Raw genomic sequence first — 15,163 nt, 5'->3', positions numbered from 1 at the left:
TGGCGAGCACCAGCCCGCTGACGACGCTGGCGGTATCGCCGTTGCGCAAGCCACTGATCGTGCTGGTCAGCGCCGGGTTTGCGAGGCCATATTCGCGCGCCGCGTTGCCCGCCGTGACCGTCAGCAGCGCCTTGGTGATGGTCAGCGTACCGGGGACATAGGCGAAGTCGTAATTGGCCGCCGATCCACCCGAGGCGGTGATCGCATAGCTGCCGAGATTCGATCCCGTGCCTGCGCTGGTGCCATAGACCAGGCCGCTGATGACGCTCGCGGTGTCACCGTTGCGCAAGCCGGCGATGGTGCCCGTGAGCACCGGGTTCGCCAGGCCATATTCGCGCGTCGCGTCGTTCGCGGTGATCGTCAGCAGCGCTCTGGTGATCGTGAGCGTGCCGGGGACGTAACTGAAGTCGTAATTGGTCGCCGTGCCGCCCGATCCGGTAATCGCATAGGTGCCGACGTTGCTCGCCGTGGTCGCGACTGTGCCGTATGCAAGCCCGCTGATGACGCTCGCGGTATCCCCGTTGCGAAAGCCGGTGATGCTGCCCGTGAAGGTCGGGTTTGCCAGGCCATATTCGCGGCTCGCATTGTCGGCGGTCACGGTGAGCAGCGCCGTGGTGATCGTCAGCGTACCCAGCACATAGCTGAAATCGTAGTTCGTCGCAGTCGCGCCCGAACCGGTGATGGCATAGGTGCCGACATTGCTCGCCGTCGTTGCGACCGTGCCATAGGTCAGGCCAGAGATCACGCTGTCGGTATCACCATTGCGGAAGCCGCTGATGCTGCCCATGAAAGTCGGGTTGGCGAGACCATATTCGCGCGAGGCGTTGTCGGCGGTCACCGTCAGCAGCGCCTTGGTGATCGTCAGCGTGCCGGGAACGTAACTGAAATCATAGTTGGTCGCGGCGCCGCCCGATGCGGTGATCGCGTAACTGCCCACTGCCGATCCGGTGGTGGCTACGGTGCCGTAGGTCAGGCCGTTGACGACGCTTGCCGTATCGCCCGCGCGAAGACCGCTGATCGTGCCGGTCAAGGTCGGATTGGCGAGACCGTATTCGCGCGAGCCATTGTCGGCGGTGACCGTCAGCAGCGCCTTGGTGATCGTCAGCGTGCCTGGCACATAGCTGAAGTCGTAATTGGTCGCCGTCGCACCCGAACCGGTGATCGCGTAGGTACCCACGGCCGAGTTCAGCACTGCGCTGCTGCCATACGCAAGCCCGCTGATGACGCTCGCGGTATCCCCGTTGCGAAAGCCGGTGATGCTGCCCGTGAAGGTCGGATTTGCCAGACCGTATTCGCGGCTTGCGTTGTCCGCCGTCACGGTGAGCAGCGCCTTGGTGATGGTGAGCGTACCCGGCACATAGGCAAAGTCGTAGTTCGTCGCGCTCGCGCCTGAACCCGTGATGGCATAGGTGCCAACGTTGGAACCGATCGTCGCGACCGTGCCATAGGTCAGCCCCGAGACGACCGCGGCGGTGTCGCCGTTGCGGAAGCCGCTGATGCTGCCCGTGAAAGTCGGGTTTGCCAGGCCGTACTCCCGGCTCGCATTGTCGGCCGTAACGGTGAGCAAGGCCCTTGTGATCGTCAGCGTTCCCGGCGCATAGGCGAAATCATAGTTGGTGGCCGTGCCGCCCGATGCGGTGATCGAATAGCTGCCCACTGCCGATCCGGTATTGGCGACGGTACCGTAGGTCAGGCCAGAAACCACGCTGGCCGTGTCGCCTGCGCGCAGGCCGCTGATCGTGCCCGTGAACACCGGGTTGGCCAGGCCATATTCGCGGCTCGCATTGTCGGCGGTCACCGTCAGCAGGGCGCGGGTGATGGTCAGCGTGCCGGGAATGTAACTGAAGTCGTAATTCGTCGCGCTCGCGCCCGAGCCGGTGATGGCGTAAGTACCGACGGCCGAGTTCAGCACCGCGCTGCTGCCATACGCAAGCCCGCTGATCACACTCGCCGTGTCTCCGTTGCGAAAGCCGGTGATGCTGCCCGTGAAGGTCGGATTTGCCAGACCGTACTCGCGGCTCGCGTTGTCTGCCGTGACGGTGAGCAAGGCCTTGGTGATCGTCAGCGTGCCGGGGACATAGGCAAAATCGTAGTTCGTAGCGCTCGCGCCCGCACCCGTGATCGCATAGGTGCCAGCGTTGCTCGCGATCGTTGCGACCGTACCATAGGTCAGCCCCGAGACGACTGTCGCGTTGTCGCCGTTCCGGAAGCCGGCAATGCTTCCGGTGAAAGTCGGATTAGCGAGGCCGTATTCGCGCGTCGCATCGTTCGCCGTGACGGTGAGCAAGGCCCTCGTGATCGTCAGCGTGCCAGGCGCATAGGCGAAATCATAATTGGTCGCGGTGCCGCCCGATGCGGTGATAGCATAGCTGCCCACCGCCGATCCGGTATTGGCCACGGTGGCGTAGGTCAGGCCGCTGACGACGCTTGCCGTATCGCCCGCACGAAGACCGCTGATCGTACCCGTCAAGGTCGGATTGGCGAGACCGTATTCGCGCGAGACATTGTCGGCGGTGACCGTCAGCAGCGCCTTGGTGATCGTCAACGTGCCGGGAACGTAGCTGAAGTCGTAATTGGTCGCCGTCGCACCCGAACCGGTGATCGCGGAAGTACCCACGGCCGAGTTCAGCACCGCGCTGGTGCCATAGGTGAGGCCGGAGACGACGCTCGCCGTGTCGCCGTTGCGGAAGCCGGTGATGCCGCCCGTGAAGGTCGGATTTGCCAGACCGTATTCGCGGCTCGCACTGTCAGCGGTCACGGTGAGCAGCGCCTTGGTGATCGTCAGCGTACCCGGCACATAGGTAAAGTCGTAGTTCGTAGCGCTCGCGCCTGAACCCGTGATGGCATAGGTTCCAGCGTTGGAGCCGGTGGTCGCGACCGTTCCATAGGTTAGCCCCGAGACGACCGTGGCGCTGTCGCCGTTGCGGAAGCCCGTCACGGTGCCCGTAAAGCCGGGATTGGCGAGGCCGTACTCGCGGCTCGCATTGTCCGCCGTGACGGTGAGCAAGGCCCTCGTGACCGTCAGCGTGCCGGGAACGTAACTGAAATCATAGTTGGTCGCGGTGCCGCCCGAGGCGGTAATCGCATAGCTGCCCACCGCCGATCCGGTGGTGGCCACGGTGGCGTAGGTCAGGCCGCTGACGACGCTTGCGGTGTCGCCCGCGCGAAGGCCGCTGATCGTACCCGTCAAGGTCGGATTGGCGAGACCGTATTCGCGCGAGACATTGTCGGCGGTGACCGTCAGCAGCGCCTTGGTGATCGTGAGCGTGCCGGGAACGTAGCTGAAGTCGTAATTGGTCGCCGTCGCGCCCGAACCGGTGATCGCGTAGGTACCCACGGCCGAGTTCAGCACTGCGCTGCTGCCATACGCAAGCCCGCTGATGACGCTCGCCGTGTCGCCATTGCGGAAGCCGCTGATGCTGCCCGTGAAGGCCGGGTTGGCGAGGCCATATTCGCGGCTCGCATTATCGGCGGTCACGGTGAGCAGCGCCTTGGTGATGGTGAGCGTGCCCGGCACATAGGCAAAGTCGTAGTTCGTCGCGGTCGCGCCCGAACCGGTGATGGAATAGGTGCCGACATTGCTCGCGGTCGTTGCGACCGTGCCGTATGCCAGTCCGCTGATGACGCTCGCGGTATCCCCGTTGCGGAAGCCGCTGATGCTGCCCGTGAAGGTCGGATTTGCCAGACCGTATTCGCGGCTTGCATCGTCCGCCGTGACCGTCAGCAGTGCCTTGGTGATCGTCAGCGTGCCGGGGACATAGCTGAAATCATAGTTGGTCGCGCTCGCGCCCGAGCCGGTGATCGCATAGGTGCCGGCATTGGAGGCGATGGTCGCGACCGTGCCATAGGTCAGGCCGGAGATGACGCTTGCGGTATCGCCATTGCGGAAGCCGCTGATGCTGCCCGTAAAGGTCGGGTTCGCCAGACCGTACTCGCGGCTCGCGTTGTCGGCGGTCACGGTGAGCAACGCCCTGGTGATCGTCAGCGTGCCGGGAACGTAGCTGAAATCATAATTGGTGGCCGTGCCGCCCGATGCGGTGATCGCATAGGTTCCGACATTGCTCGCCGTGGTCGCCACGGTGCCATAGGTGAGGCCGCTGACCACGCTCGCGGTGTCGCCTGCTCGAAGACCGCTGATCGTGCCCGTAAAGGTGGGATTGGCGAGGCCGTATTCGCGGCTTGCGTTGTCCGCCGTGACGGTGAGCAAGGCCTTGGTGATGGTGAGCGTACCCGGCACATAGCTGAAATCGTAGTTGGTCGCGCTCGCACCCGAACCGGTGATGGAATAGGTGCCGACATTGCTCGCGGTCGTCGCGACCGTGCCGTATGTCAGGCCCGAGATCACGCTGTCGGTATCGCCATTGCGGAAGCCGCTGATGCTGCCCGTGAAGGTCGGGTTCGCCAGGCCATATTCGCGCGAGGCATTGTCGGCGGTCACCGTCAGCAGCGCCTTGGTGATCGTCAGCGTGCCGGGGACATAGCTGAAGTCGTAGTTCGCGGCCGAGGCCCCGAACGGCGTGATGCTGTAAGTGCCGACGTCCGACGCATTGCTGGCCGAGGTCGAGAAGTCGAGCCCGCTGACCGCGGCCTCGTCATCGCCGTTGACGAAGCCCGAATAGCTTGCCGTGAACTGCGGGTTGTCGAGCCCGTATTCGCGGCTGGCATTATCGGCCGTGATCGTCAGCAGCGCCTTGAGCGTGCTCAATGTGCCGCCGACAAAGTCGAAACCATAGCCGACATCGGAAAACAGCGACCCGGCCTCGATCAGGATCGAATCGACGCCCGCATTGCCCGAGGCGGTATCGAACAGGTTGGGCAGCCCGCTATAGGCATAGGATTCGCTGTCGCCATTGACCAGACCGCTGACCTGGAAGGTATAGCCCGGCGATCCCTGGCCATAGGTGCGCGTGGCATCATCGGCGGTGAAGGTCAGGATCGGCTGGCGCGAGAAGATGAACAGGTTGCCCGGTTGGGTGATCGAGTCGGCAATCGTGCGGTTGTAGAGATTGTTGCCGATCAGGCCGCCGCGGGTGATCGCATCGTAATCGTTGGAGAACACGCGGAAACGCCCGCCGCCGGTGAGGTTGAACGCACCGCTGCCGGCATTGTTGGTGAACACGCTGCCCGAAATGGTGATGGCGTCGCCCGCGCCGCTCGCCGCCAGCACCGCACCGCTGGACACGACGACCGCGCCGTCATCGGCCGTGCCGCTGATGCCGTTGGCCACCGAGATCAGGCTGCCGGTGATATTGCCCAGCGTGATCGTACCGCGCGGGTAGGTGACCGGGTTCACACCGGTGAATATCCGGATATCGACCGTCCCGGCCCCCGCATCGACGAAGCCGCCAGAGCCGAAGGTGATATCGGCAAAGCCGGTATCGCGGTTCGCGATCACGGCGGACGGATCGTTGGCATGGGCCGTGAAATTGCCGCCGTCGGTGGTGATCCCGGCATTGATCAGGATCGACCTGCCCGCCTGCAAGGTGAGCGCACCGCCATCGCCTGAGGGGTTGTTGACGAGGATCGCCGAGTTGACGGTGATATCGTTGTTCGCCTGAAGCGTGACGCCGGTACCGCCCGAAAGGATCGCGGCGAGCGCGCTGGCGTTGATGGTAACGTCGGCGCCCGGATTGTCGCCAAAGCCGAGGCCCGGAAGCCCGCCGGAGCCCAGCGCGAAGAAATAGACCGATCCGGCATTGCCGACCTGGTCTTCCGGCCCGTCGTCGCCCGGCACGCCCACCACCAGCCGTCCGCCATCCAGCGTCAGCGCGCTCGCGAACAGGTCGGCGACCCCGGTTTCGCCGAAGTTGATGTCGAAAGGATCGTTATAGCCGCGGCCGATCCGCGACGTCAGCGACGGGTCGTCGCCAAAGGTCGCCCCGGGAACCGCGAACACATAGGCCGCGCCGACGCCTGCCTGTTCATTGCCCGCACCGCGGTCGCCCGGCGCACCGACCGCCAGAACCGTGCCGCGCAGCGCCACTGCCGACCCGAAAAGATCGCCCGTTTCCAGCCCGGTGACGGCATTGGCCCCGGAATAGCCGACGCCCAGCGTGCGCGCGAGTGTCGGGGTCGCAAAGGCGGAATCGGTGAAGGTGAACAGATGCACCGCGCCCGCGCTGGCGCTGCCGTTGACCGCGCCATCATCGCCCGTCGCGCCCACCGCCAGCCGCAATCCGTCGAGCGAGAGCGATGCACCGAAGCCGTCGCCACTGTCCAGGATCGTCAGGTCGAGATCGTTGCTGCCCGAATAGCCGCTTCCGATCTGGCCGACCAGCGCCGCACCGAGAAGCGCCGGATCGGTAAAGGTGATGAGATAGACGGCACCGGAGTCGGTTGCGCTATTGCCTTGGCCGTCGTCTCCGGGCGCACCCACCACCAGCTGATTGCCGAGCAGGCTGACGGCACTGCCGAACCGGTCGCCGACATCGAAGCCCAGCGACAGGTTGTTGCCACCGCCATAGCCTATGCCGATCTGCCCTTGCAGCCCGCCCCCGTTGAAGTCGGTATCGGCAAAGGTCAGCAGATAGACGGCACCGGCATTGGCAATCGCCGCGGTGACGCCGGCATCGCCGGGCGCACCGACGACAAGCCGCGTTCCGTCCAGCGAGACCGCGCTGCCAAAGCCCGAGCCCTCGCGGATTTGCGGGACCCCAACGTTCTTCCCGCCGCTATAGCCGCGCCCGACGATGCCCTGCAGGACGGGGCTGGCAAAGTCGGCATCGGCAAAGGTGAAGAGATAGACTGCACCTGCATCCTGAATATTGATGCTGCCGCCGTCATCGCCGGGCGCACCGATCGCCAGTCGGTTGCCATCGAGCGACAGCGCGGACCCGAACCGGTCGTCGAGCCCCAGCCCCGCGACAGGCGTGCCGACCCCGCGCGTATAGCCCGAACCGATATTGCCGCGCAGCTGCGCGCCGCTGAAATCGAGATCGGAGAAGGTGAACAGATAGACCGCGCCGGAATCATCGACGGTGCCGGGATTGCCGAAGCCGTCGTCGCCAAGCGCGCCGACCACCAGCCGGCCGCTGTCGAGCGATACGGCGCTGCCGAACCGGTCGAAGGCATCCAGCTCCACATCGAAGTCCGGGTTGGTCCCGAAATTGACGGCCCCCTTGGCGAGGACCTCGACAATCGTGCCGCCACCAAAGCTGCTGTCGGCAAAGGTCAGAAGATAGACCGCGCCCGAAGCACTGGGACTGGACAGCGTGCTGACAATCTCCGGGCCGCCGATCGCGAGCTGGTTGCCATCGAGCGCCACCGAAGAGCCGAACAGGCTGCCCGACCCCATTCCGAACGGGGTCGAGACATTGTTGACATCGCCCGGACCGGCATAGCTGGCGCCGACGATACCGCGCTGGACCCCGCCTGAAAAAGCCAGATCGGTGAAGGTGAAGAGATAGACGGCGCCCGCCTCGGTCAGACCGTTGGAAACGCCATCGTCGCCCGCTGCGCCCACCGCCAGCCGCGTGCCGTCCAGCGACACCGAGATGCCGAACATGTCGCCATCGTCGAGCGCGACATCGAAATCCTTTCCGCCATCGAAGCCGAGGCCGAAGACCGCCTCGAGCGCACCCGCCTCGAACTGGCTTCCCGCAAAGCTCAGCAGATAGACCGCACCGGTCTCGCGGTTCAATGCGGGGGGATTGCCCGCCGCATCATCGCCGACCGCCCCCACCGCCAGGCGGTTGCCGTCGAGCGAGACCGAGATGCCGAAATCGTCGGCCGTCTGCAGATCGGTCAGGTTGACGTTCTTGCCGCCCGTATAGCCCGACCCTGCAATTGCCTCCAGAGCGACGCCGCCAAACTGGGCGTCGGCAAAACTGAACAGATAGACGGCCCCTGCATCCACCACGCTGTCGGTTGCGCCGTCGTCGCGCGGGGCGCCGACCGCAAGCCGGTTGCCGTCGAGCGAGACGGACGTGCCGAAAAAGTCCTCCGCCCCAAGCTGGGTGAGGAACAGGTTCTTGCCGCCGACATAGCCGTGGCCGATCACCGACTGCAGCGTGGCGCCGCCAAACAGGAAGTCGGAGAAGGTGAACAGATAGACCGCGCCGGCATCGGTCAGGCCGTTGATCGAGCCGTCATCGCCCCGGGCGCCGATGGCGAGTCGCACCCCATCGAGCGAAACCGCGCCGCCGAAATGGTCGCTGCCGTCGAGCTGCACGAAGGTCGGCGTCAGGGCTACGGCCAGGTCCAGCCCCACCGAGGCGCGATAGTCCGCGCCGATGGCGCCGACCAGTCGCCCGCTGGTGAACGCGGCGTCGCTGAACTGGAAGAACTGCACGGCGCCGCTGCCCGGCTGGCTGTTGGCGGGGCCATCGTCGCCCGGCGCGCCGACCGCCAGGCTGTTGCCGGAGAGCGAGACCGCAGCGCCGAAGGCATCGTCCTGCTCCACCGGCACCGAGACCAGCTGTGCCCCGTTGAGCGTGCCGACATAGCCGTTGCCGATGATCGACCGCTGGAGCGGGCTGGCCAACTGCGCATTGGCGAAGCCATAGAGATAGACCGCGCCCGCGCCGAACTGGAAGATGTTGCCCGCGCCCTGATCCCCCGGCGCGCCGATCGCGAGCCGTCCGGCGTTCAGTGAGACTGCGCTGCCGAACAGGTCACCATTATCGAGCGAGCCCGGATCGCCGTCATTCGTCCCGGTATAGCCGCGCCCGATGATCCCGGCCTGCGCAACGCCGCCCGCCTGGCTGTCAGCAAAGGTGAAGGTATAGACCGCACCGATCGCGCTCAGGCTGCCGCCGATATTGCCCGCCCCCTCGTCGCGCGGAGCACCGACAGCGAGCTGCCGGGCCATGGTGTCCACGGACAGCGACGCACCGAAATTGTCGCCGGGATCGAGCGCGGTCAGATCAAGGCTGTTGAGGCCGGTATAGCCCGACCCGATGGTACCGATAACGCCGCCTGCGCCGACAAACGGGCTGTGCAGCAACAGATAGACCGCGCCCGAGTCTCCCACGGCGTTGCCCAGGCCATCGTCGAACGGTGCTCCCACCAGCAGGTTGGAGAGCGATATCGCGACGGCAGAGCCGAACCTGTCCCCGGCCTCGAGCGCGATGTCCAGATCGTTGACGCCGGCATAGCCATTGCCGACCGTGCTGAAGAACGAGATGTTTTCGAACGGACTGGCCTGGAAGGCGAAGGTATAGACGGCGCCGCCATCGGCGACATCGTTCTGCGCGCCGTCATCTCCCGGAGCCCCCACGGCAAGGAACGACCCCGTCAGCGAGACCGAAGCGCCGAAATTGTCGCCTTGCTCGAGAATGGCCAGCGACAGGTTCTTGCCGCCGGTATAGCCCGGACCGATCACGCCTTCGAGCACCGGCGCCGTCAGGTCCAGACCCGGCGCGTTCGAGAAGCTGATCAGATAGACCGCGCCGGAAGCCGGCAGCAGGCCCGAACGGCCGCCATCGAAGGGCGACCCGATGGCGAGCAGCTGGCCATCGAGCGAGATGGCGTTGCCGATATTCTCGACCGGAGTCCGGTTGATGCCCTGCGCGGTGAGCGAAGATGTCGGGCCGTTGGCATAGGCCCCGCCGAGCACGCCCGACAAGGCCAGGTTCGAGGTGAACTGGCCATCGAAGCTGAAAAGGTACAGCGCGCCGGTGAGATCGCCCCGGCCGTTGCCGGTGTCGCCCGACGCGCCCACGATCAACCGCGTCGCTTCCAGCGTGACCGACGATCCGAACCTGGCCAGATCCTGCAGGCCGACGATCGGCAGGTCCGTCGAGCCGATATAGCCCGATCCGATGACCGCATCGAGCGCGGGGCTTTCCAGGTTCGAACTGCCAAAGGAAAACAGGAAGGCGGCGCCCCGATCGATGCCGCCGCCCGAAAAGGCGCTGTCCCCCGGGGCGCCGACAACCAGCCTGTCGTTGAGCAGGGCGACGGCGGCTCCGAAGGCATTCCCGCCATCGAGCGCAATGACCGAAAAGTCGCTGGGGCCGCCGGTATAGCCGCTGCCGATCGTCCCCCGCAGCGAGGGCGATGAGAAGGTGAAATTGTCGAACGCCAGCAGATAGACCCCGCCGACGTCCAGAAGCGCATTGCCGGCTCCGTCATCGCCCAGGGCACCGACCGCCAGGCTGAGTCCATCGAGCGAGAGCGAACTGCCGAACAGGTCGCCAGCCTCGATGCCCGCGATGGAAAGATCATTCGTGCCTGAATAGCCGGCGCCAAGGGTGCCGATCAGGGTGCCGTCCTCGAAATAGTTGAACACCGGGGTCTGGCCGGAAAAGTCGATGGTGTTGGAGAATGTCAGCGCATAGACCGCCCCGGCATCGGTGACCGTGTCCGATGCGCCATCGTCGCCCGGCGCTCCGACCACCAGCTGGTCGAAGCGAAGCGACACCGCGCTGCCGAAGCCGTCGTCCACGCCCAGCGCCGTGATCGACCGGTTCTTGCCCCCGGTATAGCCGCTGCCGATCGTCGCCTCGAGCACCGGATTGTTCAGGCCTGAATCGAACCGGAACAGATAGACCGCACCGGCATCGGTCGTGGCATTGGAATCGCCGTCATCGCCGGGTGCACCGACCGCCAGCAGATCGGGGTTGAACCCGCCGAGCGAGACGCTTTCGCCGAACCTGTCCCCATCTTCGAGCGCGGCAACATCGAAATTCCCGCCGCCGGTATAGCCCTTGCCCAATATGCCCTTGAGCGTCGGCGTGGAGAAATTGGCGCCGGCAAAGGTGAACAGATAGACCGCGCCGACATCCGCCCCGGTGCCCGCGGCAGACCGGTCCCCCGGCGCGCCGATCGCGAGCAGGTCCCCCGTCAGCGAGACCGCGCTGCCGAACCGGTCGCCCGGCGACACCTGCGACACGGATACGTTCTGCGGCGCGCCATAGCCCCGGCCCATGATGCCCGCGAGCGACAGATTGGCAAATTCGCCCCCGGTGAACGAGAACAGATAGACCGCGCCCAGCGCGGATGCCTTGTTCGTGGCGCCCTCGTCGCCCGATGCGCCGACGAGCAGCCGGTTCTGGTTGAGCGACAGCGCCATGCCGAACCGATCGCCGGTCTGCAGCTGGCCAAGCGCGACGTCCGCATCGCCGCCATAGCCTCTGCCGATGGCACCGATCGGGTTGTAGGTGCCGCCCGACTGCGAGAACAGATAGGCCTTGCCCGAATTCGGCACCGAATTGTTGGCACCGTCATCGCCGAGTGCGCCGATCGCCAGCAAGCCCGCCGCTGCGGATACCGACGAGCCGAACATGTCCGAGCTCTCGATGAACGAAACATCGGTGTCGTTGGTATCGGCATAGCCCGATCCGATGATGAGCGACAGGCTGGGCGAATTGAAGAAACTGTTGAAGAACGAGATTCCGTAGGCGGCCCCTGCATCGACCAGATTGTTGCCGAGCCCCTGGTCGCCCGGAGCGCCGACGAACAGCCTGAGACCGTCGAATGCCACGCTGGTCCCGAAGACGTCGCCCGCTTCAAGCTGCGTATCGGGCCGGTTGATGTCGAGGTCCTTCGGACCGAGCGAATAGCCCGCGCCGATCGTGCCTTCGAACAGGCCGCCATTGAACTGACTGTCGGTAAAGGTGAAGAGATAGACGGCGCCCGCGTTCGAAACGGCGTCGCCCGCGCCGTCATCGCCCGGAGCACCCACCGCCAGCCGCGTCCCGCTGAGCGCCACCGAGCGGCCGAAACCGTCATCCGAGGCGAGAACGGAAAGGTCGATGTCGCTGGGGCCGGTATAGCCCACGCCGATGGTCGACCGGAGCGTTGCGCCCGAGAACAGCGAATCGGCGAAGGTGAAGAGATAGACCGCGCCCGTGAACCCGCCCGATCCCGACGCGCCGGTATTGCCCGGAGCGCCGACCGCTAGCTGCAGGCCATCGAGCGAAACCGAGGTCCCGAACTGCTCGGACCCGTTGACCGGAAGCGACAGGTTCTTGCCGCCGGAATAATTGAACCCGATGATCGCCTCGAGCACCGGCGCGCCGAAAGCCAGATCGGCAAAGCTGAACAGATAGACCGCACCGGTCACGCCACCGCTATTGAAGGCACCGTTATCGGCCGGAGCTCCTACCGCGAGCCGGTTGCCATCGAGCGACACGGCGAAGCCGAACTGGTCGCCGGGTTCGATCTGCGCCAGCAACGGGTTGCCGAACCCCTGCGACAGCGACAGGTTGCTGAAGCCGGTATAGCCCGCGCCCAGCTTGTCGATCAGCCGCGCATTGCCGAAGCCGGTATCCGCAAAGGTGAACAGATAGGCCGCGCCCGATCCCGGCGCGCTGCCATTGCGGCCCGGATTGTTCGACGCGCCGACGACCAGCCGGCCATTGTCGAACGCGACCGCCGCGCCGAACTGCTCGCCCTTGGCGAGCTTGAGGTCGAAATCCCCCGGGGCGCCGAGATAGTCGGCTCCGATGATCCCGACCTGGGCGAGATCGGTGAAGCCGGGTGCGGCGGTGAACAGATAGACCGCGCCGGCATTGTTCTGCGTGCCGTTGCGGCCGCTATTGCCCACTGCCCCGACCACGAGCTGCAGCTGCTGCAGCGCGACCGACTGGCCGAAGAACTGGAGCGGGCCCGAGCCGGTATCGAAATCGTTGAGGCCGGAATAGAAAGCGCCGAGCCGCGCGTCGAGCGTCCCGCCGCCATAGTTGCTGGTGGAGAAGCTGTAGACATAGACCGCCCCGGCATTGGTGACCGGGGTCAGCCCGCCATCGTCGTTCGGCGCGCCCACCGCCAGGCGCAGGCCGTCGAGCGAGACCGAGGTGCCGAACCGATCCCCCGCCTCGAGCCCCGCCACGCTGATGTCGAGGCCCGCGCTGTAGCCGAGCCCGAGCGTCGTCAGCAATTCCGGGGTGGACCCAAAGCCCGAATCCGCGGTGTCGAAGATATGGACCGCGCCCGCATCGAAATCGGATCCGCTCGCGCCGGCATCGCCCGGCGCCCCCACGGCGAGAATGGTGCCGTCGAGCGAGACGGCGCTGCCGAACAGCGACCCCGCCGAATTGATCGTTCCACCGGAAAGGCTCTCGAAATCGAGCACCCGCGCGAGACGACCACCCAGAAACGTTTCGTCGTCAAAGGTGAAGAGATAGACCGCGCCCGCATCGCCCTGCGTGTTCGCGATGCCGTCATCCCCCGGCGCGCCGATCGCCAGTCGCAGGCTGTCGAGCGAGACCGCACTGCCGAACAGGTCGTCCGCTTCCAGCCGGCCGACCGAGATATTCTTGCCCCCGCTATAGCCCGAGCCGATAATTGACTGGAGCACCGGCGCGCTGAACTGCGCATCGCCGAACGTGAACAGATAGACCGCGCCCGAATCCGTCTTGCTATTGGTCGCGCCATCGTCGAACCGCGCGCCCACGGCGAGCCGGTTACCGTCGAGCGCGACCGCCGAGCCGAAATTGTCCTGTTCTTCCAGGCCATTGCCGAGCAGCGACAGGCCGAAAAGCGATGTATAGTCGGCGCCGAGAATGCCGACCTGCCGCCCGTCACCGAATTGTTCGTCGCCGAAGGTGAACAGGTACACCGCACCGGAATCGGTCGCCTGGTCCCGGCGTCCGTCGTCATTGCCGACGCTGATGACCAGGCGGTTGGACGACAGCGACAGGCTGGTCAGCGTATCGCCGTTCTGCAGACCGCTGATCGACAGGTTGTTGCCACCCAGCTCCGCATAATCCGCGCCGATCCGGCCGACAAGTTGCCCGCCGGAAAAGACATCGTCGGCAAAGGTGAACAGATAGACGGCACCGGTATCGGTGAACGTATCCTGGCGGCCGTCGTCCAGCGGCGCGAGGACCGCCAGGCGACTGCCCTGAAGCGAAAGCGCGTTGCCGAAATGGTCGGACGGGCTGAGCCCGCTAATCGCGATATCCTTGGGGCCGGAATACTGGAAACCGATGGTGGCTTCCAGATTGGCGCTGTTGAAGGCCGCATCGGCGAAGCTGAACAGATAGACCGCGCCATGGCTGAAACCGACATTGCCCTCGCCGTCGTCGAAGACGGCTCCGATGGCGAGCCGGTTGCCATCGAGCGCGACCGCGCTGCCGAAATAATCGTCGACATCGAGCGCAAGATTGACATTCTTGCCGCCGGAATAGCCCTGACCGATGATCGCTTCGAGCGCAGGCGTTGCAAATTGCGCGTTGGTGAAGCTGAACAGATACACCGCGCCTGCATCGTTGGTGCTATCGGTTGCCCCATCATCGAACAAGGCCCCGACCGCGAGCCGGTCGCCATTTAGCGACAGGGATGTCCCGAACAGGTCGCCCGCAGCGAGATTGGGGACGTCCAGACTGGCAGGCCCCGAATAGCCCGATCCCAGCACGCCCGCCAACTGGCCGCCGCCAAAGCCGGGATTTGCAAAGGTGAAGAGATAGACCGCCCCGGCATCGGTCGCCGCATTGCCGACGCCATCATCGTTGCGCGCCGCCACCGCCAGACGCAATCCGGAGAGCGAGACGGCATGGCCGAAAAAGTCGCCAGCCTCCAGTGCACCGACCGAGATGTTGTTGCCGCCGCTATATCCGGAACCGATGACGGCGCTCAATAGTGGCGTCGAGAAGGCGCTATCCGCGAAGGAGAACAGATAGACCGCGCCGACATCGGTCAGGCTATTGGTCGCGCCGCCGTCCGACCGCGCGCCGACCGCGAGCCGGTTGCCATCGAGCGAAACCGAGGTGCCGAAACCGTCGCCCGCCTCGATCCCCGGCGGGGGCACGACCTGGGCCGGGAAATTGCTGGCAAAGGCCTGGAGCACCAGGGAATACTGGCTGGGCGCGCTGGCGCCGTCGGCGATGATGATGTTCTTCGGGTCGAGCAGCAGCGTGCCGCCGCGCTGGCCGTCGCGTGCGGTCTCGACCGTGCCGCGATAGAGCAGCGTTTCCTTGCCCGAAATCTCGATCTGCCCGCCGACCCCGCCGACCAGACCGCCGCGCGCGATGGCATTGCCCAGGAACGTCGTCTTCTCGTCTGACCAGATGACGATCTCGCCCGCATTGCCGCGCATGCCGATCGCCGAGACGTCGATCGTCACCGCATCGGTCGCCACCAGCCTGAGCGCATTGGGCAGTTCGTCGGCGGTCAGATTCTTGCCGCCCTGGAATTCGCCGCCCAGCCGCACCCGGCCGCCACGAATGCCGCCCTGGGCATAGAATTGCGCCGAGAACAGGTCGAGCCGCGGCGCGCT

General features: G+C 65.5%; 1 protein-coding gene. It reads right to left on the bottom strand.

Going from position 1 to position 15,163, the window contains the following annotated elements:
* Window positions 1–15,163, bottom strand: a 15,163-nt coding sequence (locus DM995_RS18335) for an MBG domain-containing protein (protein WP_116970625.1), incomplete at both ends; no start/stop codon positions are given.

The sequence above is a fragment of the Blastomonas sp. UPD001 genome, assembly GCF_003426715.1.
Classification (GTDB): domain Bacteria; phylum Pseudomonadota; class Alphaproteobacteria; order Sphingomonadales; family Sphingomonadaceae; genus Blastomonas.
This window is presented reverse-complemented; position numbering and strand designations above follow the sequence as displayed.